This window comes from Micromonospora sp. CNB394, assembly GCF_000374985.1.
Lineage (GTDB): Bacteria > Actinomycetota > Actinomycetes > Mycobacteriales > Micromonosporaceae > Micromonospora > Micromonospora marina.
In genome coordinates, this window is record NZ_KB895843.1 from 45,661 (window position 1) to 71,723 (window position 26,063).

General features: G+C 71.9%; 25 protein-coding genes and 1 pseudogene. 17 read left to right on the plus strand and 9 right to left on the minus strand.

The window, feature by feature from the left end; all coding sequences use genetic code 11:
* Positions 1-88: 88 nt before the first annotated feature.
* The 5 genes from C569_RS0119965 (at position 89) to C569_RS0119985 (ending at position 5,597) form a co-directional block, all read left to right on the plus strand.
* Positions 89-2,614: a bifunctional FO biosynthesis protein CofGH gene (locus C569_RS0119965; protein ID WP_018787544.1), complete on the plus strand. Its 2,526-nt coding sequence runs from the start codon at positions 89-91 to the stop codon at positions 2,612-2,614.
* Between the two features lie 150 nt (positions 2,615-2,764).
* A complete protein-coding gene (locus C569_RS0119970; RefSeq protein ID WP_026268407.1) occupies positions 2,765-3,058 on the plus strand; it encodes a hypothetical protein in 294 nt (97 codons plus the stop codon).
* A 71-nt stretch (positions 3,059-3,129) separates the two neighbouring features.
* The gene (locus tag C569_RS0119975) at positions 3,130-4,527 is read left to right on the plus strand and encodes a DUF4331 domain-containing protein (RefSeq protein ID WP_018787546.1); all 1,398 of its coding nucleotides are present in this window, start codon (positions 3,130-3,132) and stop codon (positions 4,525-4,527) included.
* A 12-nt stretch (positions 4,528-4,539) separates the two neighbouring features.
* On the plus strand, positions 4,540-4,878 hold the full coding sequence (locus tag C569_RS0119980) for a hypothetical protein (RefSeq protein ID WP_018787547.1): 339 nt from the start codon (positions 4,540-4,542) through the stop codon (positions 4,876-4,878).
* Positions 4,879-5,336: 458 nt separating this feature from the next.
* On the plus strand, positions 5,337-5,597 hold the full coding sequence (locus C569_RS0119985; RefSeq protein ID WP_013284161.1) for a WhiB family transcriptional regulator: 261 nt from the start codon (positions 5,337-5,339) through the stop codon (positions 5,595-5,597).
* An 89-nt stretch (positions 5,598-5,686) separates the two neighbouring features.
* Here C569_RS0119985 and C569_RS0119990 read toward each other — a convergent pair whose 3' ends face one another.
* Positions 5,687-6,136, minus strand: a complete 450-nt coding sequence (locus C569_RS0119990) for a metallopeptidase family protein (protein WP_018787548.1) — start codon at positions 6,134-6,136, stop codon at positions 5,687-5,689.
* A gap of 153 nt (positions 6,137-6,289) precedes the next feature.
* Between C569_RS0119990 and C569_RS0119995 the strand changes: the two genes are divergently transcribed.
* Entirely contained in the window at positions 6,290-6,667 is a 378-nt protein-coding gene (locus C569_RS0119995) for a DUF3499 domain-containing protein (protein WP_026268408.1), read from the plus strand.
* Positions 6,668-6,959: 292 nt separating this feature from the next.
* Here the strand turns inward: C569_RS0119995 and C569_RS0120000 are convergent, their stop codons facing one another.
* Together C569_RS0120000 and C569_RS0120005 are read right to left on the minus strand one after the other, a co-directional pair.
* Positions 6,960-8,306 (minus strand): aspartate aminotransferase family protein, encoded by a 1,347-nt coding sequence (locus C569_RS0120000; RefSeq protein ID WP_018787550.1) that lies wholly within the window; start codon positions 8,304-8,306, stop codon positions 6,960-6,962.
* 148 nt (positions 8,307-8,454) lie between these two features.
* Entirely contained in the window at positions 8,455-8,967 is a 513-nt protein-coding gene (locus C569_RS0120005; protein ID WP_018787551.1) for an Lrp/AsnC family transcriptional regulator, read from the minus strand.
* Positions 8,968-9,173: 206 nt separating this feature from the next.
* Here C569_RS0120005 and C569_RS0120010 point away from each other — a divergent pair, with 206 nt between their 5' ends.
* The 9 genes and pseudogenes from C569_RS0120010 to C569_RS0120050 all read left to right on the plus strand — a co-directional run bounded on the left by C569_RS0120010 (position 9,174) and on the right by C569_RS0120050 (position 17,065).
* Positions 9,174-10,358, plus strand: coding sequence for a spermidine/putrescine ABC transporter substrate-binding protein (locus tag C569_RS0120010; protein WP_018787552.1), 1,185 nt, complete (start codon positions 9,174-9,176; stop codon positions 10,356-10,358).
* The gene (locus tag C569_RS0120015) at positions 10,355-11,512 is read left to right on the plus strand and encodes an ABC transporter ATP-binding protein (RefSeq protein WP_018787553.1); all 1,158 of its coding nucleotides are present in this window, start codon (positions 10,355-10,357) and stop codon (positions 11,510-11,512) included. The genes C569_RS0120010 and C569_RS0120015 overlap by 4 nt, the downstream gene beginning before the upstream one ends.
* Before the next feature lie 31 nt (positions 11,513-11,543).
* The gene (locus C569_RS0120020) at positions 11,544-12,452 is read left to right on the plus strand and encodes an ABC transporter permease (RefSeq protein WP_018787554.1); all 909 of its coding nucleotides are present in this window, start codon (positions 11,544-11,546) and stop codon (positions 12,450-12,452) included.
* A 58-nt stretch (positions 12,453-12,510) separates the two neighbouring features.
* Entirely contained in the window at positions 12,511-13,335 is an 825-nt protein-coding gene (locus C569_RS0120025) for an ABC transporter permease (RefSeq protein ID WP_018787555.1), read from the plus strand.
* Positions 13,332-14,753: an FAD-binding oxidoreductase gene (locus C569_RS0120030; RefSeq protein WP_018787556.1), complete on the plus strand. Its 1,422-nt coding sequence runs from the start codon at positions 13,332-13,334 to the stop codon at positions 14,751-14,753. Before C569_RS0120025 ends, C569_RS0120030 begins: the two co-directional genes overlap by 4 nt.
* Positions 14,753-15,955, plus strand: coding sequence for a saccharopine dehydrogenase family protein (locus C569_RS0120035; protein WP_018787557.1), 1,203 nt, complete (start codon positions 14,753-14,755; stop codon positions 15,953-15,955). The genes C569_RS0120030 and C569_RS0120035 overlap by 1 nt, the downstream gene beginning before the upstream one ends.
* Positions 15,952-16,423 (plus strand): annotated as a pseudogene (locus C569_RS35080) (arginase family protein). Before C569_RS0120035 ends, C569_RS35080 begins: the two are co-directional and overlap by 4 nt.
* A 73-nt stretch (positions 16,424-16,496) precedes the next feature.
* Positions 16,497-16,757 carry a hypothetical protein gene (locus C569_RS0120045; protein ID WP_018787559.1) on the plus strand — a complete coding sequence of 87 codons (261 nt, stop codon included), beginning with the start codon at positions 16,497-16,499 and terminating at the stop codon, positions 16,755-16,757.
* Positions 16,754-17,065 (plus strand): helix-turn-helix domain-containing protein, encoded by a 312-nt coding sequence (locus tag C569_RS0120050; RefSeq protein ID WP_013284175.1) that lies wholly within the window; start codon positions 16,754-16,756, stop codon positions 17,063-17,065. Before C569_RS0120045 ends, C569_RS0120050 begins: the two co-directional genes overlap by 4 nt.
* 19 nt (positions 17,066-17,084) lie before the next feature.
* Here the strand turns inward: C569_RS0120050 and C569_RS0120055 are convergent, their stop codons facing one another.
* The 4 genes from C569_RS0120055 to C569_RS0120070 form a co-directional block, all read right to left on the minus strand.
* Positions 17,085-17,534, minus strand: a complete 450-nt coding sequence (locus tag C569_RS0120055; RefSeq protein ID WP_026268410.1) for a hypothetical protein — start codon at positions 17,532-17,534, stop codon at positions 17,085-17,087.
* 134 nt (positions 17,535-17,668) lie between these two features.
* Positions 17,669-18,016, minus strand: coding sequence for a DUF779 domain-containing protein (locus tag C569_RS0120060; RefSeq protein WP_018787561.1), 348 nt, complete (start codon positions 18,014-18,016; stop codon positions 17,669-17,671).
* A complete protein-coding gene (gene adh, locus C569_RS0120065) occupies positions 18,016-19,521 on the minus strand; it encodes an aldehyde dehydrogenase (RefSeq protein WP_018787562.1) in 1,506 nt (501 codons plus the stop codon). Before adh ends, C569_RS0120060 begins: the two co-directional genes overlap by 1 nt.
* A 39-nt stretch (positions 19,522-19,560) precedes the next feature.
* Positions 19,561-20,844, minus strand: coding sequence for a hypothetical protein (locus C569_RS0120070; RefSeq protein WP_018787563.1), 1,284 nt, complete (start codon positions 20,842-20,844; stop codon positions 19,561-19,563).
* A gap of 190 nt (positions 20,845-21,034) precedes the next feature.
* Between C569_RS0120070 and C569_RS0120075 the strand changes: the two genes are divergently transcribed.
* Entirely contained in the window at positions 21,035-21,691 is a 657-nt protein-coding gene (locus tag C569_RS0120075; RefSeq protein ID WP_018787564.1) for a hypothetical protein, read from the plus strand.
* A 67-nt stretch (positions 21,692-21,758) separates the two neighbouring features.
* Here C569_RS0120075 and gabT read toward each other — a convergent pair whose 3' ends face one another.
* Together gabT and C569_RS0120085 are read right to left on the minus strand one after the other, a co-directional pair.
* Positions 21,759-23,030, minus strand: a complete 1,272-nt coding sequence (gene gabT, locus C569_RS0120080) for a 4-aminobutyrate--2-oxoglutarate transaminase (RefSeq protein ID WP_018787565.1) — start codon at positions 23,028-23,030, stop codon at positions 21,759-21,761.
* A 5-nt stretch (positions 23,031-23,035) separates the two neighbouring features.
* A complete protein-coding gene (locus C569_RS0120085) occupies positions 23,036-24,472 on the minus strand; it encodes a gamma-aminobutyraldehyde dehydrogenase (protein ID WP_018787566.1) in 1,437 nt (478 codons plus the stop codon).
* A gap of 142 nt (positions 24,473-24,614) precedes the next feature.
* On the opposite strand from C569_RS0120085, the gene C569_RS0120090 reads away from it, so the two are divergent.
* A complete protein-coding gene (locus C569_RS0120090) occupies positions 24,615-26,054 on the plus strand; it encodes an aldehyde dehydrogenase family protein (protein WP_018787567.1) in 1,440 nt (479 codons plus the stop codon).
* Positions 26,055-26,063 lie beyond the last annotated feature (9 nt).

Here is a 26,063-nt window from a genome sequence, read left to right on the forward strand (position 1 = left end):
CGTGCGGCGGCTCACCCGGCCCGTCCCGCTGCCCGGACCGGGCCCGGGGGCGGGCATCCGGCCGTCCGGCAGCGCTTAGGCTGGGCGGATGGTTGATCGCAGCGACCCCGAACCGACCGAGGCGAGCATCCGGCGGGCACTCGGGCGGGCCGCCACCGGCCGGGCGCTCGACGCCGGCGAGGCGGGCGCGCTGATCGCCGCTCGCGGGCCGATGCTCGACGAACTGCTCCGGATCGCTTCCGACATCCGCGACGCGGGGCTGCGCGACGCCGGGCGGCCGGGCGTGGTGACGTACTCGAAGAAGGTCTTCATCCCGCTGACCCGGCTCTGCCGGGACCGCTGCCACTACTGCACGTTCGCCACCGTGCCGCACCGGCTGCCCGCCGCCTACCTGGAACGCGAAGAGGTGCTGGCGATCGCCCGCGAGGGCGCCGCGCAGGGCTGCAAGGAGGCGCTGTTCACGCTCGGCGACCGGCCCGAGGAGCGGTGGCCGGCGGCCCGCCGGTGGCTGGACGAGCGGGGGTACGACTCGACGCTGGACTACCTGCGCGCCTGCGCGGTGGCGGTGCTGGAGGAGACCGGCCTGCTGCCCCACCTCAACCCGGGCGTGCTCACCTGGTCGGAGTTGCAGCGGCTCAAGCCGGTCGCGCCCAGCATGGGCATGATGCTGGAGACCACCGCCACCCGGCTCTGGTCCGAACCGGGCGGCCCGCATCACGGTTCGCCGGACAAGGAACCGGCGGTACGCCTGCGGGTGCTCGACGACGCCGGCCGGGTCGGGGTGCCGTTCACCACCGGCATCCTGATCGGCATCGGCGAGAACCGGGCCGAGCGGGTCGACGCGATCTTCGCGATCCGCCGGGCGATGCGGGAGTACGGCCACCTCCAGGAGGTGATCGTGCAGAACTTCCGCGCCAAGCCGGACACCGCGATGCGCGGCATGCCCGACGCGGAGCTGCACGACCTGGCCGCCACGGTGGCGGTGGCCCGGGTGCTGCTCGGCCCGAAGGCCCGGATCCAGGCGCCGCCGAACCTCATCGCGGGCGAGTACGACCTGCTGCTGCGCGCGGGCATCGACGACTGGGGCGGCGTCTCCCCGGTCACGCCGGACCACGTCAACCCCGAGCGGCCCTGGCCGCACCTGGACGAGCTGGCGGCGCGCACCGCGGGTGCCGGGTTCACGCTGCGGGAGCGGCTGACCGTCTACCCGGAGTACGTCCGGGCGGGCGAGCCGTGGCTGGACCCGCGCGTGCTGCCGCACGTCAGCGCGCTCGCCGACCCGGCCACCGGGCTCGCGGTCGAGGCCGCCCGCCCGGTGGGACGGCCCTGGCAGGAGCCGGAGTCGGGCTACGGTGGCCGCACCGACCTGCACGTCACCATCGACGTCTCCGGCCGGACCGACGACCGGCGGGGCGACTTCGACAGCGTGTACGGCGACTGGGCCGAGGTGGCCGGCAAGGTGGCGCCGGAGGCACGCGCGGGCGTACCAGTGGGTGGTGGCGCGGACGCCGACCTGCGCGCGGGCCTGCGGCTCGCAGCGGACGACCCGGCCGCGCTGCTGACGCCGGCGCACGAGGCCAAGGCGCTGGCGCTGTTCGGCGCGGACGGCCCGGCACTCGACGAGCTGTGCCGGCTGGCCGACGACGCGCGCCGGGACGCGGTCGGCGACGACGTGACCTACGTGGTCAACCGCAACATCAATTTCACGAACGTCTGCTACGTGGGCTGCCGGTTCTGCGCGTTCGCCCAGCGGGAGAGCGACGCCGACGCGTTCCGGCTCTCCCTGGAACAGGTCGCCGACCGGGCCGAGGAGGCGTGGACGGCCGGCGCGACCGAAGTCTGCCTGCAGGGCGGCATCGACCCGAAGATGCCGGTGACCGGCTACGCCGACATCGTGCGGGCGATCAAGGCGCGGGTGCCGGACATGCACGTGCACGCGTTCTCCCCGATGGAGATCGCCACCGCCGCCGCGAAGGCCGGGGTGCCGGTGCGGGAGTGGCTGCTCCAGCTCCGCGAGGCCGGGCTGGACACCATCCCGGGGACCGCCGCCGAGATCCTCGACGACGACGTGCGCTGGGTGCTCACCAAGGGCAAACTGCCGGCCTCCGCCTGGGTCGACGTGGTGAGCACGGCGCACGAGCTGGGCATCCGGTCCAGCTCCACGATGATGTACGGCCACGTGGACCACCCGACCCAGTGGCTGGCCCATTTCCGGGTGCTGGCCGGGGTGCAGGACCGTACCGGCGGGTTCACCGAGTTCGTGGCGCTGCCGTTCGTGCACACCAACGCGCCGATCTACCTGGCCGGCCTCGCCCGCCCGGGTCCGACCTGGCGGGAGAACCGGGCGGTGCACGCGATGGCCCGGCTGCTGCTGCACGGCCGGATCGACAACATCCAGTGCTCCTGGGTGAAGCTCGGCGACGCGGGCACGGTGGAGATGCTGCGCGGCGGCTGCAACGACCTGGGCGGCACGCTGATGGAGGAGACGATCTCCCGGATGGCCGGCTCGGGCAACGGTTCGGCGCGTACCGAGGAGCAGTTGCGGGCCGTCGCCACCGCCGCCGGCCGGCCGTTCCGCAAGCGGACGACCGCGTACGGTCACGCCCGCGCCTGAGGTCGAACCTTTCCCCGCCGCCCGCCGTACCTGTGGATGCCGGCGGCGGTTTCGGCGAGGACCGCCGCCGGTGACCCCGAACCGGGGCCCGGCGGTGTCCGGGTGCCCGGCCCGCTGCGGCGCTGCGGCGCCGGTCCGGAGAGGCTGCCGATGAGCACTGACGACACCACCGACGCGCCGAAGCGGCGGACCTGGAAGCGGTTGACCCGCAGGCAGACGCTCACCGCCGCGGCGAGCGCGACACTGGGCGCCGCCGCCCTCACCGTGCCGGGCCTGTCCGCCGCGCAGAACGCCCCTACGGCGAGCCGGGGCGACGAGCCGATAGTGGTCCATCTCCGTGACGCCGCAGCCGGCGTCATGGACGTCTTCGTCGGCACCGACCGGGTCGAGGTACGCGATCGCGGCCTGGCCGACCGTCTGGTGCGCGCCGCCGGCCGGCGCTGATCCCACCCTCCGCCGGCGCGGGCTCCCGGCGCCGGTTCCGCTTTCCGTTCCCCGACGAAGGTGCGTCCGCCATGTCCTCTCACCGCGAGGCCCCGGAGATCGCCAAGGATCCGGTCGCCGACAGTTCCGACCTGTACGCGTTCGTCACGCCGAGCCAGCCGGACACGGTCACGTTGATCGCCAACTACGTGCCGCTGCAGCTTCCCTCCGGCGGCCCGAACTTCTTCGAGTTCGGCGACGACGTCCGGTACGAGATTCACATCGACAACGACGGGGACGGTTATCCGGACGTCACCTATCGTTTCGAATTCATTACCGAGATCACGAACCAGAACAGTTTTCTCTACAACACCGGGCCGATCGAGTCGCTGGAGAGCAGGAACTGGAACCGGCGGCAGTTCTACCGGCTGACCCGGATCGCGGACGGCCGGGCGCGTGTGCTGGCGCACAAGCTGCCCTGCCCGCCGTGCAACGTCGGACCGCTGTCCACGCCGAACTACCAGAACCTGGTCCGGCAGGCGACGTTCAAGCTGTCCACCGGCGAGAAGGTCTTCGCCGGCCAGCGCGCCGACGGCTTCTTCGTCGACCTGGGCGCGGTGTTCGACCTGGGTACGCTGCGGCCGTTCCAGCAGTTGCACGTCGCCGGCAAGAAGCTGTTCCGGACCGAGGGCGAGCCGGTGAACGCGCTGGACCGGCTCAACGTGCACAGTCTCGCCGTTCAGGTGCCGCTGGGCCGGGTGCGCCGCAAGGCGGCCCGTTACGGCTCCGCCGACCGCGCCTCGACGATCGGGGTCTGGACCAGCGCCTCCCGGCAGCAGGTGCGGGTGCTGGGTGACCGGGTCGCCGCCGACACCGCCGCCGGCCCCTTCACACAGGTGTCGCGGCTCGGTAACCCGTTGTTCAACGAGGTCATCGTGCCGATGTCCAGGAAGGACGTGTGGAACACGCTGCCGCCGTCGGAGGACAAGCGGTTCGCCGGATTCGTCGAGCGGCCCGAGCTGGCCGCGCTGCTGCCCGCCCTCTACCCGGGTGTGTTCCCCAACCTGGAGGCGCTGAACAAGTCCGAGAAGCCGCGCGCCGACCTGGTGGCGATCCTGCTGACCGGCGTCCCGGCCGGACTGATCGACGGCTTCGCCAACACCACAGGCGACGTGCAGGCGGACATGCTGCGGCTGAACACGGCGATCCGACCCAGCCGCAGGCCGGACCGGTTCGGGGTGCTCGGCGGCGACCTGGCCGGCTTCCCCAACGGCCGCCGACCCGCCGACGACGTCGTGACGATCGCGCTGCGCGCCATCGCCGGGCTGACCGTGCCGCTGGTCGACAAGACGTTCCGGCCGGACGCCGCCGCGGCGGCGGTGACGCCGGGCCTGAGCGCGGCCGACGTCACCGCGCCGTTCCTGGCCGACTTCCCGTTCCTCGGGACGCCGTACGACGGATTCGGCAACCCGCAGGCGAAGAAGTCCTGACGGGAGCGGCTGATGTCACACCACCACGATCTCGGCCCGTCGGAGGTCGGCAGCGTCGTGCTCGACCTGGGCGGCGACCGGGGCGCCCTGATCATCCACACCGGGCGGGACCTGCGCGGCCGGGAGATCGAAATCAGCCGCGTGGGCCTCGACGGCCCGCGGACCCACTCTGCCGTACGCGAGCGGCACGTCCGGGACGGGGTGTTCCACAGTGCCGTCTACCCGGATCTGGAGGCGGGTGTTTATACCGTCTGGTGGGACGAGAGTACGTCCGCCGGCGCGGTCTCGGTCACCGGCGGGTCCGTCGCCGAATTCGTCTGGCCCACCAGCTCGCCGGCCCGCGTGGACTGAGTCGTCAGTCGCGCCGAACCCGCGTCCCGTCCACATGATGGACGGGACGCGGTCGGCGTTGGACGGCCCGACGGGCGGTGCCGCGGGAAGCGGGTTACCCTGTGCCCCACCAATTCTGATCTTGGTACGAGCGGCCGGCGGGGGCGTCCGGCCGGCCTGTCGGCGATACGCCACGGCAGAAACTTCCGGCAACTCGCCGGGGAGGGCGTTACTCGTCCGGGGTCTGAATCGATAGGGCAGGTTGCGAGGCTACGGGCGGCCGCGGCGGTCGTCCCGGACGTGTCGGGAGGGCGACTCCATTATCAAGTTTGGCTTGACGGCGCACGCATTACACGCGTGTAATTTGAATGGGGTTGTTCGCACGGAACGCAACAAATAGTGACCGTACGGACAGGCACGCCTTTCGCGTGGGGGGTTGCAGCGGCGAATGACGCCGGTGCGCGACAAGGAGGCAATCGATGGACGGCCAGCTCGAGGTGGCCGACCTGCTCGGGAACGCGCCGGAGTGGCAGGAGCGAGCGCTCTGCTCGCAGACCGACCCGGAGGCGTTCTTTCCCGAGAAGGGCGGCTCGACCCGCGAGGCGAAGCGCATCTGCTCGCGGTGCGAAGTGAAGACGGAATGCCTGGAGTACGCGCTCGGCCACGACGAGCGGTTCGGAATCTGGGGTGGCCTCTCCGAGCGGGAGCGGCGCAAGCTCAAGCGGCGGGTCGCCGCCTGATCCACGTACGGGTCCACGGGCGGTGGGGGCCGCCCGGACCCGGGTCGCCGTCCGGCCGGCGCGTCCGGCCGGAGGGCGGCGCCCCGTCGTCAGGCCAGCTCGTCCGGGTCGACCCCGAGCAGATTCGCCACCTGCTCGATGATCACGTCGTGCACCAGGTCGGCGAGGTCCTCGCGGTCCATCGCGCGGAACTCCAGCGGCCGCCGGTAGAGCACGATCCGCGGCGGCACCTCCTGGCGGCCGGGCCGCCCGGGCAGCAGCCGGGCGAGTGGCACCTCGCCGTCCTCCAGCACGTCCGAGTCGTAGACGTTCAGATCCGGCGGGACGTCCTCGACCGCGAACTCCACCCCGGCCAACTCCTTGGCGAACCGGCGTTCGAGCGTCTCCACCGTGTCGAGCACCAGATCGTCGAAGACCTCGGCCTTCGTCCGCGCCAGGGGCACCGTGGCGGGCACCAGTCGCCCGCGCAGCCCGCGACCGTGCCGGTCACGGTGGGTGCGCCGGCCGGAGCCGGGGCGGCGGTTCTGGGGGCTCGTCATGACGCACAGGGTAGCCCGGGCCGGCGGTCCACCCGCCGTCGCGCGGCCGTCCGGCGTGCCGGTGCGCCGAACGAAAGAATTGTGATCACCATGACGGGCGTGTCGTAACGCGAAGCGGTGCGCCGGACCCGGTAATGGGGATACCCTGCCGCCGTGAGGTCACCACGGCGCTGCTCCCGTAACGGCTGCCCCCGGCAAGCGGTCGCCACATTGACCTATGTCTACAACGAGTCGACGGCGGTGGTGGGGCCGCTCGCGGCGTTCGCCGAACCGCACACGTACGACCTGTGTGAGCCGCACGCCCGCAGTCTGACCGCCCCGCGCGGCTGGGACGTGGTGCGGCACGAGGGCGAGTTCGAGCCGCCGCCGCCCACCACCGACGACCTGGTGGCGCTGGCCGAGGCGGTACGCGAGGCCGCCCGCCCGGCTCCGCCCCGTCCCCCGGAGGACGAGCCCACCACCAAGCCCCACCAGAGCCCCCAGCAGGGCCGCCGAGGCCACCTCCGGGTGATCCCGCCGCCGCACCACTGACCCACCCACCACCGACCCGCGCCATCGGTCGACCGTGAAGGTCGCGCTGGTCGGCCACGTGCCAGCCAGGTCAAGGTCAACACCAGCACGGGGAGGTGGGGCCATCCCACCCGCCTGGACCCCGCCACCACCCCGAACTGGCGTCGATCCGCGCCCGTCCACAGCCCGGTCTACCCGGCGCCCAGGATCGCCACGTGGCGTCCGTGTCGCCGGGCAACCCGGCTCGCGGGGTCAGCCGTTCGTCCAGGCCGGACAGCCGGTACAGACAGGTGCCGGTAGTCGGTCATCGGCGTCAGAGCCGCGACCACGCCTCGGTCAGCACCGCGCGCAGGATCTGCTCGATCTCGTCGAAGTGCTGCTGGTCGGCGATCAGCGGCGGGGCGAGCTGCACCACCGGGTCGCCCCGGTCGTCGGCGCGGCAGTAGAGCCCGGCGTCGAACAGCGCGGTGGACAGGAAGCCGCGCAGCAGCCGCTCGGACTCGGCCTCGTCGAACGTCTCCCGGGTCGTCTTGTCCTTGACCAGCTCGATGCCGTAGAAGTAGCCGTCGCCCCGGACGTCGCCGACGATCGGCAGGTCGTGCAGCCTCTCCAGAGTGGACCGGAACGCGCCCTCGTTGGCCCGGACGTGCCCGATCAGGTCCTCCCGGGCGAACACCTCCAGGTTGGCCAGCGCCACCGCGCAGGAGACCGGGTGGCCGCCGAACGTCACGCCGTGCGCGAACATGCCGGTCTCGATGAGGAACGGCTCCATCAGCCGCTCGCTGGCGATCATCGCGCCGAGCGGGGCGTAGCCGGAGGTGATGCCCTTGGCGGTGGTGATGACGTCCGGCTGGTAGCCGTACCGCACGGCGCCGAAGTACTCGCCGAGCCGGCCCCAGGAGCAGATCACCTCGTCGCTGACCAGCAGCACGTCGTACGCGTCGCAGATCTCGCGTACCCGCTCGAAGTAGCCGGGCGGCGGCGGGAAGCAGCCGCCGGAGTTCTGCACCGGCTCCAGGAAGACGGCGGCGACCGTCTCCGGCCCCTCCCGCTCGATCGCCCGGCCGATCTCCTCGGCGGCCCAGCGGCCGAACGCCTCGGCGTCGTCGCCGTGCTCCGGAGCCCGGTAGAAGTTGGTGTTCGGCACCTTGATGCCGCCGGGCACCAGCGGCTCGAAGTCGGTCTTGATGCCGGGCAGGCCGGTGATCGACAGCGCGCCCATCGAGGTGCCGTGGTAGGCGATATACCGGCTGACGACCTTGTGCTTGGTGGGCTTGCCGGTGCGCTTGAAGTAGGCCCGGGCCAGCTTCCACGCCGCCTCGACGGCCTCGGAACCGCCGGTGGTGAAGAAGACCCGGTTCAGGTCACCGGGGGTGAGCGTGGCGATCTTCTCGGCCAGTTCGACCGCCTTCGGGTGGGCGTACGACCAGAGCGGGAAGTAGGCCAGCTCGCCGGCCTGCTTGGCGGCGGCCTCGGCCAGCTCGGTGCGGCCGTGGCCGGCGTTGACGACGAACAGCCCGGCCAGCCCGTCCAGGTAGCGGCGGCCCTGCGCGTCCCAGACGTACGCGCCCTCGCCCCGGACGATCGTTGGAACCTCGCCGGCGGGGTAGCTCGCCATGCGGGTGAAGTGCATCCACAGGTGGTCGGTGGCGTTGGCCATGTCAGCCCCATCGGGTCTCGGGCCGGTCAGGGGTGACACCGGCCGCTCTGCCCACGGTTATCCCACAGGCGATGCCGATAAGGCAAGCGAGTCGGCGTCATCGCGACGGATTCAGCGCCATATCACTTCCGTGTCAACGGAATCCGCATCAGGCGGTACCCCAGCTGTAGGTCTGCTTGCGCAGCTTCAGGTAGACGAACGCCTCGGTGGAGAGCACCCCGGGCACGCCGCGCAGCTTCTGCAGGATCTCCAGCAGGTGCGCGTCGTTGCGGCAGACCACTTCGGCCAGCAGGTCGAACGAGCCGGCGGTGATCACGACGTAGTCGATCTCCTCGAACTCGGCCAGCCGGTCCGCGACGGGTTCCAGGTCGCCGTCGGTGCGCAGCCCGATCATGGCCTGGCGGGGGAAGCCGAGCTGGAGCGGATCGGTGACCGCGACGATCTGCATGACGCCCGCGTCGAGCAGCCGCTGCACGCGCTGGCGTACCGCCGCCTCGGAGAGGCCCACCGCCTTGCCGATGCTCGCGTACGGGCGGCGCCCGTCCTCCTGGAGCTGCTCGATGATCTGCTTGGCCACGTCGTCGAGCAGAGCGTGGTTGGCCCCTTCACGCACGGTGACCCGGCGGTTGCCGTTCCCGATCTCCTGGTGCCGGTTGACCATCGACGCTCCTCGTGTCCGATTCTCCGTGTTGAGCGTAGTGCCCCGCGCAGTCTGGCGTATTTCGTGGCGACTGGCTATTCCGGCAACGGAATCCCTTGTGAGAGAGGTTTTCTCATGTCAGGATCAGTCGTCCATCGCCACTGACCCTCCCGCCGGCGCGCCGCCCCCGTCCCGCCGCCGACGATGCCCCCCCAAGGAGTCGTCACATGCGTAGTCCCCTCCGGACCCTCACCCGGCGTGGTCTGCTCACCGGGACCGTCGGCTCGGCCGCGCTGCTCGCCACCGCGGGTACCCTGGCCGGCTGCGGGACCAAGGGCGCCCAGCAGACCGAAGCCGGCTGCAAGAGCGAGGATCTGTCCGCCACCGAGAAGAAGGTCGCCTTCTCGAACTGGCCGCAGTACATGGACACCGACGAGAAGGACGAGTCCAAGCGCCCCACGCTCGACGCGTTCGTCGCCGCCTCGGGCATCCAGGTGACGTACACCGAGGACGTCAACGACAACAACGAGTTCTTCGGCAAGGTGCGCAACCAGCTCGCCGGGTGTCAGAGCACCGGCCGGGACATCATGGTGCTCACCGACTGGATGGCCGCCCGGATGATCCGCCTCGGCTGGGTGCAGAAGCTGGACAAGTCGAAGATGCCGAACGTCGAGGCGAACCTACTGCAGTCGCTGCGCGGGCGCTCCTTCGACGCCGAGACCCAGCTCGCCGTCCCGTGGCAGTCCGGGCTGGCCGGGCTCGCGTACAACGCCAACGTCACCAAAGAGATCCGCACCGTCGACGAGCTGCTCACCCGCCCCGACCTCAAGGGCAAGGTGACGGTGCTGTCGGAGATGCGCGACACCATCGGCCTGCTGCTCCAGTCCCTCGGCCACGACCCGGCCGAGTTCACCGCCGCCCAGTTCGACGACGCGCTGAACAAGCTCAAGAAGGCGGTGGACAGCAAGCAGATCCGGCGGTTCACCGGCAACGACTACGCGCCCGACCTGGCCAAGGGCGACATCGCCGCGTGCATCGGCTGGTCCGGCGACGTGGTCCAGCTCGGCTTCGAGGACGAAAAGATCAAGTTCGTGGTGCCCGAGTCCGGCGTGATGCTCTGGTCGGACAACATGCTGGTGCCGAACAAGGCCACCCACAAGGCCAACGCCGAGGCGTTGATGAACCACTACTACGACCCGGCGGTGGCGGCGAAGCTGGCCGCGTACGTCAACTACATCTGCCCGGTGCAGGGCGCGCAGGCCGAGATGGAGAAGATCGACCCGGATCTGGCCACCAACCCGCTCATCTTCCCGGACGACGCGATGCTGTCGAAGGCGAAGGTCTTCATGGCGCTCGACGAAGCGCAGGAGAAGGAGTACGAGACCAAGTTCCAGCAGGTGATCGGCGCGTGAAGGGGCAGCAGCCCCCGGCCGGTGACCTGCGACTGATCGACCTGACCAAGCGGTTCGGCGTCTTCACCGCCGTCGACGGCCTCACCCTCGCCGTCCCGCAGGGCTCGTTCTTCGCCCTGCTCGGCGCGTCCGGCTGCGGCAAGACCACCACGCTGCGGATGATCGCCGGGCTGGAACAGCCCACCAGCGGGAAGGTGCTGCTCGGCGAGCAGGACATCGCCGGGCTGCGACCGTACAGGCGGCCGGTCAACACCGTGTTCCAGAGCTACGCCCTCTTCCCGCACCTGGACATCCACGAGAACGTGGCGTTCGGGCTGCGCCGCCGCGGCATCCGCAAGGTGGGCGACCAGGTCGAGCGGATGCTCGCGCTGGTCCAGCTCGAAGGGTACGGCCGGCGCCGCCCGGCCCAGCTCTCCGGCGGGCAGCAGCAGCGCGTCGCGCTGGCCCGGGCGCTCATCAACCACCCACAGGTGCTGCTGCTCGACGAACCGCTCGGCGCGCTCGACCTCAAGCTGCGCCGGCAGATGCAGATCGAGCTGAAACGGATCCAGACCGAGGTGGGCATCACGTTCGTGCACGTCACCCACGACCAGGAGGAGGCCATGACGATGGCCGACACGGTCGCGGTGATGAACGCCGGCCGGATCGAGCAACTCGGCGCACCCGCCGACATCTACGAGTACCCGGCCACCGCGTTCGTGGCGAACTTCCTCGGTCAGTCCAACCTGCTCGCCGCCGACGCCGGCGGTCGCGCCGCCGACGACGTGCTGGTCACGGCGCACGGCGCGCGTTACTCCGTGCCCGCCGGCCGGGCCCGGCTCACCGACGGTCCGGCCTTCCTCGGCGTACGTCCGGAGAAGCTGCACCTGGCCGACGGCCCGGACCGCGTGCCGGCCGGGCACCAGCACGTCGGCGGCGTCGTCACCGACACCTCCTACGTCGGAGTGAGCACCCAGTACCTGGTGCGCACCGCGTGGGGCAGCGAACTGTCCGCGTTCGCCGCTAACAGCGGGCTGGGCGGGCGGCTCGCCGTCGGTACGGCGGTGACCGCACACTGGGATCCGCGCCACGCTTTCCTGCTGCCTCGGGCCGCCGGTGCGGACGACCAGACCGCGCCGCTGCTCGACGGGCCGCCGGTGGGTGCGCTGCCATGAGCGAGCGCAGTGAGCGAAGCGGAGTGGCGGCATGAGCGCGCTGGCCCACGTACCGGCCTCCGCCGGGAAACCGGCGCCGCCGCCGGTGCGGCGCGGGCGCAGCCGCCTCCTGCCGTACCTGCTGCTGCTGCCCGGCGCGGCCTGGCTGCTCGTCTTCTTCGCGCTCCCGCTGGTGCAGCTCGCCTCCGCCAGCCTCTACGACCCGTCCGGCTCGCTCACCACCGGGTACGCGATGACCTGGGCGTTCGGCAACTACCCGGACGCGTTGCAGGCGTACTGGCCGCAGTTCTCCCGGTCCTTCCTCTACTCGGCGATCGCGCTGGTGCTCGCGCTGCTGATGGGTTATCCGCTGGCGTACGCGATCGCGCAGAAGGCCGGCCGGTGGAAGTACCTGCTGCTGGTGGCGGTGGTCGCGCCGATGTTCACCAGCTTCCTGGTGCGCACGCTGGCCTGGAAGACCATCCTGTCGGACAACGGCGCGCTCGTCGGGCTGCTGCGCGACGTGCACCTGCTCGGCCCGGACGGCCGGCTGCTGGCCACCCCGATCGCGGTGGTGCTCGGGCTGACGTACAACTTCCTGCCGTTCCTGGTGCTGCCGCTGTACGCGAGCCTGGAGCGGCTCGATCCCCGGCTGCTGGAGGCGGCGAGCGACCTGTACGCGAGTCCGCTGCGCGCGTTCGCGAAGGTCACGCTGCCGCTGTCGATGCCCGGCCTGATCGCCGGCACGCTGCTGTTCTTCATCCCGGCCACCGGCGACTACATCAACGCCGAGCTGCTCGGCACGCCGAACGAGTACATGATCGGCAACGTCATCGACTCGGCGTTCCTGGTCCGGTTGGACTATCCGCAGGGCGCGGCGCTGTCGTTCCTGCTGATGGCCGCGATCCTGGCGATCGTCTTCGTCTATCTGCGAAAGGCCGGCACGGAGGAGGTGCTGTGATGAGCGCGAGGAGCGCAGCGAAGTGGAGCCCCGCAGTCGCGAATGGAGGCAGGCTCTGATGCGGCGCTGGCTCGCCGACCGGTGGGTGATGGGCGTGGCTCTGCTCGTCCTCGGCTACCTGACGCTGCCGATCATGGTGGTGGCCGGTCTGTCCCTCAACCGGCCCTCCAGCCGGCTCTCCTACGACTTCAACGAGTTCACGCTCGACAACTGGAAGCAGCCCTGCGCGACAGCTGACATGTGCGACGCGGTGGTGCGCAGCATGCAGATCGGCCTGATCGCCACCGCCGCCTCCACAGTGCTCGGCACGCTGATGGCGTTCGCGCTGGTCCGGCACAGCTTCCGCGGCCGGTCCGGGCTCAACGGGCTCATCTTCCTGCCGATGGCCACCCCGGAACTGGTGATGGGCACCTCGCTGCTCGCCCTCTTCGTCGCCGCCGGGGTGCCGCAGGGCTTCTGGACGATCGTCATCGCGCACGTCATGTTCTGCGTGTCGTTCGTCGTGGTCACAGTGAAGGCCCGGCTCGCCGGCATGGACCGGCGGCTGGAGGAGGCCGCGATGGACCTGTACGCCAGCGAGTGGCAGACGTTCCGCCGGATCACGCTGCCGCTCGTGCTACCCGGCATCGTGGCCGCCGCGCTGCTGGCGTTCTCGCTCAGCTTCGACGACTTCATCATCACGAACTTCAACGCCGGCACCACCGTCACGTTCCCGATGTACGTCTGGGGCGCCTCGCAGCGGGGCATCCCACCGCAGGTCAACGTGATCGGGACGGCCATGTTCGTGATCGCGTTGCTGCTGGTCGGGGCCAGCTCGCTGCGCGGGCGGCGGGCGCGACGGGCCGCCCTCGCGATGATCGCCACACCTGCGGGCAAGCCATGACACTCCCGCATACCGGCCGGGCGCTGGCCGACGCCGCGCCCGTGCCGTACTGGCTGGACCGGCCGGAGCGCCCCGACCCGCTGCCGCCGCTGTCCGGGTCGCACGCCGCCGACCTGCTCGTGGTCGGCGGCGGGTACGCCGGGCTGTGGACCGCGCTGCTGGCGAAGGAGGCCGACCCGGACCGCGACGTGCTGCTGGTCGACGCGGGCACGTGCGGCTGGGCGGCGTCCGGGCGCAACGGCGGGTTCTGCGCCGCGTCGCTGACCCACGGGCTCGCCAACGGCGTCGAGCGGTTCCCCGGCGAGATCGACGAGCTGGAACGGCTGGGCCGGGAGAACCTGGACGCGATCGCCGCAGCCGTGGCGAAGTACGACATCGCCTGCGACTTCGAGCGCACCGGCGAACTGGCGGTCGCGGTCGAGCCGTACCAGCTCGACGGGCTCGCCGCCGACGCCGAACTGGCCCGCCGGTACGGCCACGACGTGCGGCTGCTCGACCGCGACGAGGTACGCGCCGAGGTGGCGTCGCCGACGTACCTGGGCGGGATGTGGGACGCCGACCGGGTGGCCCTGCTCGACCCGGCGAAGCTCGCCTGGGGGCTGCGCCGGGCGGCGCTCGACCTGGGCGTACGCGTACACGAGCACACCCGTGTCACCGGCCTGGCCCGCGACGGAGCCGGGCTGCGCGCCACCACGGCGGGCGGCGCGGACGCGGCGTCCGGCGCGGTCCGGGCGCGGCAGGTGGTGCTGGCCACGAACGCGTTCCCGCCGCTGCTGCGCCGGCTGCGCTCCTGGCTGGTGCCGGTCTACGACTACGCGCTGATGACCGAGCCGCTGACCGCGGCGCAGCGCGACGCGATCGGCTGGCGGAACCGGCAGGGGCTCGCCGACACCGGCAACCAGTTCCACTACTACCGGCTCACCGCCGACAACCGGATCCTGTTCGGCGGCTACGACGCGATCTACCACTACGGCAACCGGGTGGCGCCCGCGCTGGAGCAGCGCGAGGCCACCTTCACCACGCTCGCCTCGCACTTCTTCACGACGTTCCCGCAACTCGACGGGCTGCGGTTCAGCCACCGCTGGGGCGGCGTCATCGACACCTGCACCCGGTTCTGCGCGTTCTTCGGCACCGCCTACGAAGGCCGCCTGGCCTACGCGGCCGGGTTCACCGGGCTCGGCGTCGGCGCGACCCGGTTCGGCGCCCGCGTCACGCTCGACCTGCTCTCCGGCACTGACACCCCGCTGACCCGGCTCGACCTGGTGCGCCGCAAGCCGCTGCCGATCCCACCGGAACCGGCCCGGTCCGTGGGCATCAACCTGACCCGCTGGTCGCTCGCCCGCGCCGACGCGCGCGATGGGCGGCGCAACCTCTGGCTCCGTACTCTCGACCGTCTTGGACTGGGGTTCGACTCCTGATGCGTATCCTCCTCGTCGGCGCCGGTGGCGTCGGCTCCGCCGCCGTTTCCGTCGCCGCCCGCCGTTCCTTCTTCGAGACCATGGTGGTCGCCGACCACGACCCGGTGCGGGCGGCGCGGGCCGTCGCCGGGCACGGCGACCGGTTCGTCGCCGCCACTGTGGACGCGTCCTGCGCCGACGCGGTGGCCGCGTTGTGCCGGGAACACCGGATCACGCACGTGCTCAACGCCGTCGACCCGCGCTTCGTCATGCCGATCTTCGACGGCGCGTTCACCGCCGGGGCCGACTACCTGGACATGGCGATGTCGTTGTCCCGGCCGCACCCCGAGCGTCCCTACGCCGAGACCGGGGTCAAGCTCGGCGACGAGCAGTTCGCCGTCGCGCAGCGGTGGGCCGCCGCCGGGCGGCTGGCGCTGTGCGGCATCGGCGTCGAACCGGGCCTGTCCGACGTCTTCGCCCGCTACGCCGCCGACGAACTGTTCACCGAGATCGACGAGATCGGGGTACGCGACGGCGCGAACCTCACCGTCGCCGGGTACGAGTTCGCGCCGTCGTTCTCCATCTGGACCACCATCGAGGAGTGCCTCAACCCGCCGGTGATCTGGGAGGCCGGGCGCGGCTGGTTCACCACCGAACCGTTCAGCGAACCGGAGGTGTTCGACTTCCCGGCCGGGATCGGCCCGGTCGAGTGCGTCAACGTCGAGCACGAGGAGGTGCTGCTCATCCCCCGTTGGGTGCCGGCGAAGCGGGTCACCTTCAAGTACGGCCTCGGCGCCGAGTTCATCGAGGTGCTGCGCACGCTGCACAAGCTGGGGCTGGACTCGACCCAGCCGGTGCGGGTACGCGGGGTCGACGTGTCGCCGCGCGACCTGGTGGCCGCCGCGCTGCCCGACCCGGCCACGCTCGGCGACCGGATGAGCGGCAGGACGTGCGCCGGCACGTACGTCACCGGGACCGGACCGGACGGTCGGCCGCGCCGGGTCTACCTGTACCACGTGGTGGACAACGAGTGGTCGATGGCCGAGTACGGCCACCAGGCGGTGGTCTGGCAGACCGCCGTCAACCCGGTCGTCGCGCTGGAACTGCTCGCCACCGGCGCCTGGTCCGGCACCGGCGTGCTCGGCCCGGAGGCGTTCCCGCCGACCCCCTTCCTCGACCTGCTCACCGGCTACGGTTCGCCGTGGGGGATGGAGGAACGATGACCCGGTACGGCCCGATGTACGGTCCCGACGTCACGTTCCTCGGCGTGCCGCCGTGCACGGTCGAGGAACCGGTCACGTACGCCGACGCGGACGTGGTGATCATCGGGGCGCCGTTCGACGGCGGCACCTCGCACCGGCCGGGCACCCGGTTCGGGCCGTCCGCCATCCGGCAGGCCTGCTACCTGCCGCACGACGGCTCCCGCCCGTCGCTGGCGCTGCGTGTGGACGCGCTGAAGGACCTGTGCGTCTACCGGCACACCGGAGCCGGGCGGGTTCACCTCCCGGCAACTGCTCGACGCGGTCCGCCGCGTCTGTTACGAACTGCCGGTGGTCGGGCTGGACGTGGTGGAGGTCGCCCCGCCGTACGACCACGCCGACATCACCGCGTACCTGGGCAACCGGGTGGTGCTGGAGGCGCTGTCCGCGATAGCCCGCCGCCGTCGCGACGCCGAAACCGGAACCCCGTGAAACCCCACCCAGCCGCTCCTGGACGACCGATGACAGCTACCCCGACATGTTTAGCTCGGGCTATAGTCGGGCCATGGGTGTGGACGGGAAGCGCTGGTCGGTCCGGGTGACCGGAGAGGTCCGGCACTGGCTGCGCGACCTGCGGGACCACGATCCGGCGTCGTACGAGAGCGTCCGCGCGGTGGACAAGCTGGCCGGGTCGCAGGCGGTCCTCCTGGTCGCCGGCAACAAGGCGGGCAACTGGACCCGCTGGTACCGGCAGCACATCCCGGCGGCGGAGGTTGCCTACAAGGCTTGGCTCGACAGCGAGCGCGAGCGAAGGGGGGAGTCGTGACGGAGTTCTATCACTGGGACGAGGTCCGCGCCGAACTCGGCGGTGACGACGAGGCATACGAGGCGGAGCGCGCCCGGACCGACGCGTGGGTGAGTGCGTTCCACCTGGCCGAGGAGCGCAAGCGGCTGGGGCTCACCCAGCGGCAGGTCGCCGAGATCATGGGGGTCACGCCGGGCCGGGTCAGCCAGATCGAGAACGGCGACCTCGACGTCAACGAGGTGGCCACGCTGAGCCGATACGCCAACGCGCTCGGTGCCCGGCTACGGATCATCTTCGACTACGGCGACGACCTCCGGCAGATCGCCTGACCGGAGGCCGTCGACCCGGTCAGGGGTGGGGGCAGCGGGGGCGTAGGCGTACGCGTTCGGTGGTCTCGGTGATCGAGTTGGGCTCGACCACCAGGCGCGCGATGGTGGTGGCGGGGCCGGGGCGGAAGGTGCCCTGGTCGGCGGGGATGGTCGCGGTCCAGGTGCCGGCGGTGCGTTCGTCGGTGCACGCGCCGATCACGCCGAACCCGAAGCCGGTGACCGACCCTCGCCGTACCCGCTGGTCGAGGTGCACCTCGATGTACGCGAGGCCGCGCTCGGCGCCGCAGTCGAACCGGCCGCCGACGGTGGCGGTGTGCGCGCGCACGTCGGCCGTGCCGAACCAGTTGACGGAGATACGGGGGGAGGCCGCCGGGGCCGCGACGGCGGCGTCCGGCGCGAGCCCGAGCGTGGCGGCGGTGGCCAGGGCGGTGAGGCCGGCGGCGAGCACTGGTTGTCGGACCGGGTTCATGCGCGGTCTCCTGTCGGGCGGTGGTGGAACGCGACCCGGTAGCGACTTGAGCGGTGGTGGGACGCGGACTCCGAAGTGGACGGCGTCAGCATCCCACCGCCGCGATGCCCGCGAGCTGCAAGATCTCGGACAGATCAGCGGTTCAGGTGGGAGCGGATGAGGAAGCGGACGCCCTCCGGCGCCTCCAGGGAGAAGCCGCTGCCCCGGCCGGGCACCACGTCGACGGTGAGCCGGGTGTGCTGCCACAGCTCCCACTGGGCCTTCGACATCCAGAACTCCACCGGCTCGGGCACCCCGTCGACGGCGAGCGAGGCGAGCAGCACGTCCGAACCGCCGGTGCGGAACTCACCGGCCGGGTAGCACATCGGCGCGCTGCCGTCGCAGCAGCCGCCGGACTGGTGGAACATCAGCGGACCGTGCTGCCCCCGCAGCGACCGGATCAGGTCGGCCGCCGCGGGGGTCACCGTCACCGGCTCGCCCATCAGAAGAAGCCCAGCTTCTTCGGCGAGTAGCTGACCAGCAGGTTCTTGGTCTGCTGGTAGTGCTCCAGCATCATCTTGTGATTCTCCCGGCCGATGCCTGACTGCTTGTAGCCGCCGAACGCCGCGTGCGCCGGGTAGGCGTGGTAGCAGTTCGTCCACACCCGGCCGGCCTGGATGGCCCGCCCCGCCCGGTACGCGGTGTTGAGGTCCCGGGTCCACACACCCGCACCGAGCCCGTACAGGGTGTCGTTGGCGATCTTCACGGCGTCGTCCAGGTCGGCGAAGGAGGTCACCGACACGACCGGGCCGAAGATCTCCTCCTGGAAGATCCGCATCGAGTTGTCGCCCTCGAAGACGGTCGGCTCGACGTAGTAGCCGCCGGACAACTCGCCGCCGAGGTCCGCCCGCTCCCCGCCGGTGCGGACGCGAGCGCCCTCCTGCCGCCCGATGTCCAGGTAGGACAGGATCTTCTCCAGCTGGTCGTTCGACGCCTGCGCGCCGACCATCGTGTCGGTGTCCAGCGGGTGCCCCTGCTTGACCGCCTTCGTCCGCTCGACGGCGGCGGCCAGGAAGTCGGAGTAGTGGCCCTGCTGGATGAGCGCCCGGGACGGGCAGGTACACACCTCGCCCTGGTTGAGCGCGAACATGGTGAAGCCTTCCAGCGCCTTGTCCAGGAAGTCGTCGGAGGCGGCGCTGACGTCGTCGAAGAAGATGTTCGGGCTCTTGCCGCCCAGCTCCAGCGTGACCGGCTTGATGTTCTCACTGGCGTACTGCATGATCAGCCGCCCGGTGGTGGTCTCGCCGGTGAACGCCACCTTCGCCACGCGCGACGAGGACGCCAGCGGCTTGCCCGCCTCGACGCCGAAGCCGTTCACCACGTTCACCACGCCCGGCGGCAGCAGGTCGCCGATCAGCGAGAGCAGGTAGTGGATCGAGGCGGGCGTCTGCTCGGCCGGCTTGAGCACCACCGCGTTGCCGGCGGCCAGCGCCGGGGCGAGCTTCCACACCGCCATGAGGATCGGGAAGTTCCACGGGATGATCTGCCCGACCACGCCCAGCGGCTCGTGGAAGTGGTAGGCCACGGTGTCGTCGTCGAGTTCGCCGAGCGAGCCCTCCTGCGCCCGGATCGCCCCGGCGAAGTAGCGGAAGTGGTCGATCGCGAGCGGGATGTCGGCGGCGAGCGTCTCCCGTACCGGCTTGCCGTTCTCCCATGTCTCGGCGATCGCGAGGGACTCCAGGTTGTCCTGCATCCGGTCGGCGATCCGGTTGAGGATCAGCGACCTTTCGGCGACCGACGTGCGGCCCCACGCGTCAGCCGCGCCGTGTGCCGCGTCGAGCGCCTTCTCCACGTCCTCGGCGGTCCCCCGGGCCACCTCGCAGAAGGTCTGCCCGGTCACCGGGGTCGGGTTCTCAAAGTACCTGCCACCGTGCGGCTTCACGTACTCGCCGCCGATGTAGTGGTCGTAGCGGGACTGCCAGTGGGTGGGGGCGTCGTAGCGCGTCACGGGTACCTCCGCCGTCCGTCTGGGTGGATGGCGGGCAGGCTAGTTGCCGGGACGTTGCAGGAACGTTGCGCGCGGCAGCGCGTACTCCTCGGCGAGCTGGCGGGCCCGCGCCACAGCGAGCGGCCGGCGGGGCGCGCCCGGCGGCAGCGAGCGGGCCAGGGCCTGCCAGGCGGCCAGGTCGTCGGCACCGGCTGCCGTCGCGGTCCAGGCCGCGAGCAGCCCCGGGTCGGCACCGGCCAGCACCGCGGCGCGCAGCTGGCCGTCGACCAGGCGGCGCAGTCGCGCGACTCCCGGCGCGTCCGACCGGGGCAGCAGGGGCCCGGGGTACGCGCGCAGCGCCGCCGCGGGATCGCCACGTTCCAGCAGTTCGGTGACGGTACGGAAGTCGGCGCGCACGGCCGGCCGCAGCCGGTACGGGCGGGAATCGAGCAGTTCCTCGCCGAGCACGCGGCGCAGCCGGGACAGTTCGGCGCGCAGCGTGACCGGCGGCCGCCTGTCGTCGTCGTACAGGTCGAGGCCGAGCTGTTCCCCGGTGCGCCCCTCGGGATGGCCGACCAGCAGCACCAGCAACTCGCTGTGCCGGCGGCCGAGCCGGATGCGCCGGCCCCCGACGCGCAGCTCCGCCTCGTCGCGGCCGAGCGTCGACACGTACGCCACGCCCGGCGCGGCGGGCGCGGCGCCGGCCAGGAACGCCTCGGCGGCCCGGGCGGTGGCCCGGACCAGAGCGAGGCTCTGCGGGTTGGCCAGATGGTCCCCGCCGGTGATGTCGACGGCACCCAGCAGGGCACCGGTGGCGGGGTCGTGGATCGGCGCGGCGGCGCAGGTCCAGCGCTGCACCGGCCGGACGAAGTGCTCGGTGGCGAAGATCTGCACACCGTGGTCGACGGCGAGGGCCGTGCCGGGGGCGTTCGTGCCGGCGTGCGCCTCGTCCCAGCGGGCGCCCGGTACGAAGTTCATCCGCTCGGCGTGCCGCAGCACCCCGGGGTGGCCCTCCACCCAGAGCAGCCGCCCGGCGGCGTCACAGACCGCCATCAGGTGCGCGCCGTCCTGCGCGATGCCGCCGAGCAGGTCGCGGAACAGCGGCATCACCCGGGCCAGCGGGTGGGTGGCGCGGTAACTCTCCAGCGCGTCGTCGGTGAGGTCGACCGGAGCGGTGGCCTCCGGGTCGAGCAGCGCGGACCGCTCCCAGGAGCGGGCCACCACCTCCCGGACCCGGCCGGAGGTGGTGCCGGCGGTGAGGAACGCCTCGTGGGCGGCACCGACCTGCGCGATCCGCTCCGCCGGATCCGCGCCGAACTCGAGGGCGAGCCACGGGTCAGCCATCGGCGACCTCCTCGCGCCCATGGTGACCCAGCTCACCACTGATCGCCAATGCGCGGCGGCGGGCAGTGGCGTCCGTTCCGGAGTGCCACGCTCGCGCTACGTTCCGTTGTCGTCCGCGAATCCGGGTGAACGGTCCGGCTCTCCCGTCCGTACCACGCGTCGAACGACGGCGACGACGGGAGAGAACGTGATGGTGCAGCGTAAGCACGTGCTGGCGGCCACTGTGGCGGTGACCGCCACGGTGGCGGTCTCGGTGGGCACCGGACTCGGTTTCGCGGACACCGCGCCGGCCGCGCGGTCGGTCTGCACCGGGTCGGTGACCTTCTCGGCCGAGGGCGGCCCACCGGCCGCGACCAGCGACCGGTTCCCGGCGGGCACCCGGTTGCGGGTGACGAACCTGGACAACCGCAAGGTGGCCACGGTGACCGTGACCGGGCCGTCCGGGAGCTGCGTGCTGCTCAACGCCGCCGCCATGGACCTGGTACGCGAGCCGGGCAAGAACGTCATCCGCCGCAACGTGGTGGAACGCCTCGACGGCGGCGGCGCCCCGGCACCGGGCGCGCAACCGGGTGAGACCCGCCCGGGCGCGGCGCAGCCGATCGGTGGCAGCGTCTGCTCCGGCGCGCTCACGTTCTTCGCCGGGGGCGGAGCACCGGCCGCCACCAGCGGCCAGTTCCCGCCCGGCACCCGGCTGCGGGTGACGAACCTGGACAACAGCAAGACCGTGACGGTGACCGTCACCGGACCGTCTGGTAGTTGCGTGCTGCTGAACACGGCGGCAATGGACGCCATCCGCGAGCCCGGCAAGAACCTGGTCCGGCGCAACACCGTCGAGCTGATCCGCTGATCTCCCGGGTGGAACACCATGGGCCGGTCCTGGGGGAGATCGGGCCCATGGTGCTCCACGTCCGGGGTCAGCCGAAGGTGGCCGCCAGGATGTCCAGGCCCCGGCCCAGCTCGTCGTCGGAGATGACGAGCGGAGGCAGGAACCGCAGTACGTTGCCGTAGGTACCGCAGGTCAGCGTGAGCAGCCCGGCCGCGTGGCAGGCCGCCGAGATCGCCGCCGTGGCGGCCGGGTCCGGGGTCAGCGTGCCGGGCCGCACGATCTCCACGGCCAGCATCGCCCCCCGGCCGCGTACCTCGGCCACCCGCGGGTCGCCGGCGGCGATCGCGTCCAGCCGCTCGCCCATCACCGCGCCGATCCGGCGCGCGGCGGCGGTCAGGTCCAGCTCCCGCATCGTCTCCATCGCCGCGAGCGCGGCGGCGCAGGCGATCGGGCTGCCGCCGTACGTGCCACCGAGGCCGCCGACGTGCACCGCGTCCATCAGGTCGGCACGGCCGGTCACCGCCGCCAGCGGCAACCCGCCCGCGATGCCCTTCGCCAGCGTCACCAGGTCCGGCTGCACGCCCTCGTGCGCACAGGCGAACCAGTCACCGGTGCGGCAGAAACCCGTCTGGATCTCGTCGGCGACGAACACCACCCCGGCCGCCGTCGCCCACTCGCGCAGCGCCGGCAGGAAACCCGGCGCGGGTACGACGAAACCGCCCTCGCCCTGAATCGGCTCGATCAGCAGCGCGGCCACGTTCTCCGCGCCCACCTGCTTCTCGATCATCTCGATCGACCGGGCCGCCGCGGTGGCGCCGTCCAGTCCGCCGTCGCGCAGCGGGTACGACATCGGCACCCGGTAGACCTCACCGGCGAACGGCCCGAACCGGTGCTTGTACGGCATGTTCTTCGCGGTCAGCGCCATGGTCAGGTTGGTCCGGCCGTGGTACGCGTGGTCGAACACCACCACCGCGGGCCGCCCGGTCGCGTGCCGGGCGATCTTCACCGCGTTCTCCACCGCCTCGGCACCGGAGTTGAACAACGCCGAGCGCTTCTCGAACCCGCCCGGGGTCAGCGCGTTGAGCTGCTCGCAGACCGCCACGTACGACTCGTACGGCGCGACCATGAAGCAGGTGTGGGTGAACCGTTCGACCTGGGCGCGTACCGCCTCGACCACGCGCGGCGCGGAGTTGCCCACGTTGGTGACGGCGATGCCGGCCGCGAAGTCGATCCACTCCCGGCCGTCCACGTCGGTGATCGTGCCGCCGCCCGCCCGGTCCACGTACGCGGGGATCGTGCTGCCCACGCCCCGCGCCACCGCCCCGACCCGGCGCTTGTGCAGCTCCTCGCTTGTCGCCACGGGGATCAGCCCTCGATGTTGTGCATGACGTGCTTGACCCGGGTGTAGTCCTCCAGGCTGTAGACCGACAGGTCCTTGCCGTGGCCGGAGTGCTTGAAGCCGCCGTGCGGCATCTCCGAGACGAACGGGATGTGCGTGTTCACCCAGACACAGCCGAAGTCCAGCCGTCGCGTCATCCGCATGGCCCGGCCGTGGTCGCGTGTCCACACCGACGCGGACAGGCCGTAGTCCACACCGTTCGCCCAGCGCACCGCCTCGTCCTCGTCGGAGAACCGCTGCACGGTGATGACCGGCCCGAACACCTCGTCCTGGATGATCTCGTCGGTCTGGCGTACGCCGGAGACCACAGTCGGGGCGTAGAAGAAGCCGCGCCCGCCGACCCGGGCACCGCCGGTGGTGACGTCCGCGTGGTCCGGCAGGCGGTCCACGAAGCCGCTCACCCGGGCGAGCTGGTTGGCGTTGTTCAGCGGGCCGTAGAGCACGTCGGCGTCGTCCGGCGCGCCGGTGCGGGTGTTGCGGGCCTGCTCGGTCAGCGCGGCCACGAAGTCCTCGTGGATGCCCGGACCGGTGAGCACCCGGGTCGCCGCCGTGCAGTCCTGGCCGGCGTTGAAGTAGCCGCCCACCGCGATCGCCTCGGCCGCCGCCGTCACGTCGGCGTCGTCGAAGATCACCACCGGGGCCTTGCCGCCCAGCTCCAGGTGGGTCCGCTTCAGGTCCGGCGCCGCCGCGGCGGCGACCTCCATGCCCGCCCGGGTCGAGCCGGTGATCGACACGAGCTGCGGCGTCGGGTGGGAGACCAGCGTACGGCCGGTGTCGCGGTCGCCGCAGACCACGTTGAACACACCCGGGGGCAGGTGCTCGGCGGCGATCTCGGCCAGCAGCAGCGTCGACACCGGTGTGGTGTCCGACGGCTTCAGCACCACCGCGTTGCCGGCCGCCAGCGCGGGGGCGATCTTCCAGACCGCCATCATCAGCGGGTAGTTCCAGGGCGTCACCTGGGCGCAGACGCCGATCGGCTCGCGCCGCACGTACGAGGTGTGCCCGGCCATGTACTCGCCGGCCGAGCGCCCCTCGAGGAGGCGGGCCGCCCCGGCGAAGAAGCGCAACTCGTCCACCGCGGGCGGCAGCTCCTCGTCGGTGGTGAGCTGCCGGGGCTTGCCCGTGTTGCGGACCTCCGCGTCGACCAGCTCGGCGGCCCGCGACTCCACCGCGTCGGCGAACTTCAGCAGCGCCCGCTGCCGCTCGGCCGGCGTGGTGTCCCGCCAGGTCTCGAACGCGGCGGAGGCGGCCTTCATCGCCGCGTCCACGTCCGCCGCTCCGGAGACCGGGGCCTGGGCGAAGACCTCGCCGGTGCACGGGTCGATCAGGTCGGCGTAGCCGCCGTCCACCGGGTCGACGTACTCGCCGTCGACGAAGTTGCGCAGCTGCTGCTGGTCGCTCATCAGAAGTCTCCGAGAGGGTGGCCGGGGAGAGGGTCAGCGGAGGTTATCGCAATCTGACTGCCATCTTGGCTACTAAATCCGAGGCAGACAAGGGTTTGAGCAACTGTTTCCGCGTGGGCGCCAGTGGTCTAGGCTGCCGGTCGTGGAGCCGAGAGCCTTCTACGTCGCCGGTCGCCCCGCCCACGGCGAGGACGAGCTGACAGTCACCCACCCGTACGACGGTCAGGCGGTGGGGCGTACCACGCTCGCCACGCCCGGCCAGGTCGAAGCCGCAGTCGCGGGCGCCGCCCGGGTGACGGCGGAGGCCGCGGCCCTGCCCGCACACGCCCGCGCGGCCGCCCTGGACCACGTCTCCCGCCGGCTCGCCGAGCGGGCCGACGAGGTCGCCGCGCTGATCACCGCCGAGAACGGCAAGCCGGTCAAGTGGGCCAAGGCCGAGGTGGGGCGCGCGATCTCCACCTTCCGCTGGGCGGCCGAGGAGGCCCGCCGCTTCTCCGGCGAGCTGCAACGGCTCGACACCGACCCGGCCGCCACCGGGCGGATCGCCCTGGTCCGGCGCGTGCCGCGCGGCCCGGTGCTCGGCATCACCCCGTTCAACTTCCCGCTCAACCTGGTCGCTCACAAGGTCGCCCCGGCGCTCGCCGTCGGCACCCCGATCGTGGTCAAGCCGGCACCGGCGACCCCGCTGACCGCGCTGCTGCTCGGCGAGATCCTGGCCGAGACCGACCTGCCCGAGGGCATGTTCTCGGTGCTGCCGCTGCCGAACGAACGCGCCGCCGAACTGGTCACCGACCCCAGGCTGCCGGTGGTGTCGTTCACCGGCTCCGGACCGGTCGGCGCGGCCATCCGCCGGGCCGCGCCGGACAAGCACGTCACGCTGGAACTCGGCGGCAACGCCGCGGTGGTGATCTGCGAGGACTGGGCGGCGGACGAGGACCTGACCTTCGCCGCGCACCGCATCGCCACGTTCTCCAACTACCAGGCCGGGCAGTCGTGCATCGCGGTGCAGCGGGTCTACGTGCACGAATGGCTCTACGACGGTTTCCTGCCCCGGCTCGTCGCGGCGGTGCAGGCGCTGCGCACCGGCGACCCGCGATCCGAACTGACCGACGTCGGCCCGCTGGTGTCGGTCGAGGCGGCGCAGCGCGTCGAGACCTGGGTCGACGAGGCGGTCGCCGCCGGTGCCACCATCGAGGCCGGCGGGCGGCGCGACGGCGCCACCTACCCGCCCACTGTGCTCAGCGGCGTGCCCGCCGACGCGAAGGTGTGCGCCGAGGAGGTGTTCGGGCCGGTGCTGGTGGTCGCCCCGGTCGCGGGCGACCGGGCCGCGTTCGCCGCCGTCAACGACTCCGCGTACGGGCTCCAGGCCGGCGTCTTCACCCACCGGCTCGACGTGGCGTTCGACGCCGCCGGGACGCTGGAGGTCGGCGGCGTCATCGTCGGGGACGTGCCGTCCTACCGGGCCGACCAGATGCCGTACGGCGGCACGAAGGGCTCCGGAGTCGGGCGGGAAGGGCTACGCAGCGCCATGGACGACTACACCGAGCCGCGGGTCACGGTGCTGACCGGCGTGGCCCTCTGAGCGCTCGCC

What these genes read in the sequence shown, in the direction of transcription:
- C569_RS0120035 (WP_018787557.1), top strand. Translation starts at nt 14,753, where the DNA reads ATGCGTATCCTCCTCGTCGGCGCCGGTGGCGTCGGCTCCGCCGCCGTT.
- C569_RS0119970 (WP_026268407.1), top strand. Translation starts at nt 2,765, where the DNA reads ATGAGCACTGACGACACCACCGACGCGCCGAAGCGGCGGACCTGGAAG.
- C569_RS0120045 (WP_018787559.1), top strand. Translation starts at nt 16,497, where the DNA reads ATGGGTGTGGACGGGAAGCGCTGGTCGGTCCGGGTGACCGGAGAGGTC.
- C569_RS0120010 (WP_018787552.1), top strand. Translation starts at nt 9,174, where the DNA reads ATGCGTAGTCCCCTCCGGACCCTCACCCGGCGTGGTCTGCTCACCGGG.
- C569_RS0120000 (WP_018787550.1), bottom strand. Translation starts at nt 8,306, where the DNA reads ATGGCCAACGCCACCGACCACCTGTGGATGCACTTCACCCGCATGGCG.
- C569_RS0119990 (WP_018787548.1), bottom strand. Translation starts at nt 6,136, where the DNA reads ATGACGAGCCCCCAGAACCGCCGCCCCGGCTCCGGCCGGCGCACCCAC.
- C569_RS0120075 (WP_018787564.1), top strand. Translation starts at nt 21,035, where the DNA reads ATGGTGCAGCGTAAGCACGTGCTGGCGGCCACTGTGGCGGTGACCGCC.
- C569_RS0119980 (WP_018787547.1), top strand. Translation starts at nt 4,540, where the DNA reads ATGTCACACCACCACGATCTCGGCCCGTCGGAGGTCGGCAGCGTCGTG.
- C569_RS0119985 (WP_013284161.1), top strand. Translation starts at nt 5,337, where the DNA reads ATGGACGGCCAGCTCGAGGTGGCCGACCTGCTCGGGAACGCGCCGGAG.
- C569_RS0120020 (WP_018787554.1), top strand. Translation starts at nt 11,544, where the DNA reads ATGAGCGCGCTGGCCCACGTACCGGCCTCCGCCGGGAAACCGGCGCCG.
- C569_RS0120025 (WP_018787555.1), top strand. Translation starts at nt 12,511, where the DNA reads ATGCGGCGCTGGCTCGCCGACCGGTGGGTGATGGGCGTGGCTCTGCTC.
- C569_RS0120060 (WP_018787561.1), bottom strand. Translation starts at nt 18,016, where the DNA reads ATGGGCGAGCCGGTGACGGTGACCCCCGCGGCGGCCGACCTGATCCGG.
- C569_RS0120085 (WP_018787566.1), bottom strand. Translation starts at nt 24,472, where the DNA reads ATGAGCGACCAGCAGCAGCTGCGCAACTTCGTCGACGGCGAGTACGTC.
- C569_RS0120030 (WP_018787556.1), top strand. Translation starts at nt 13,332, where the DNA reads ATGACACTCCCGCATACCGGCCGGGCGCTGGCCGACGCCGCGCCCGTG.
- C569_RS0120070 (WP_018787563.1), bottom strand. Translation starts at nt 20,844, where the DNA reads ATGGCTGACCCGTGGCTCGCCCTCGAGTTCGGCGCGGATCCGGCGGAG.
- C569_RS0120005 (WP_018787551.1), bottom strand. Translation starts at nt 8,967, where the DNA reads ATGGTCAACCGGCACCAGGAGATCGGGAACGGCAACCGCCGGGTCACC.
- C569_RS0119965 (WP_018787544.1), top strand. Translation starts at nt 89, where the DNA reads ATGGTTGATCGCAGCGACCCCGAACCGACCGAGGCGAGCATCCGGCGG.
- C569_RS0119975 (WP_018787546.1), top strand. Translation starts at nt 3,130, where the DNA reads ATGTCCTCTCACCGCGAGGCCCCGGAGATCGCCAAGGATCCGGTCGCC.
- C569_RS0120055 (WP_026268410.1), bottom strand. Translation starts at nt 17,534, where the DNA reads ATGAACCCGGTCCGACAACCAGTGCTCGCCGCCGGCCTCACCGCCCTG.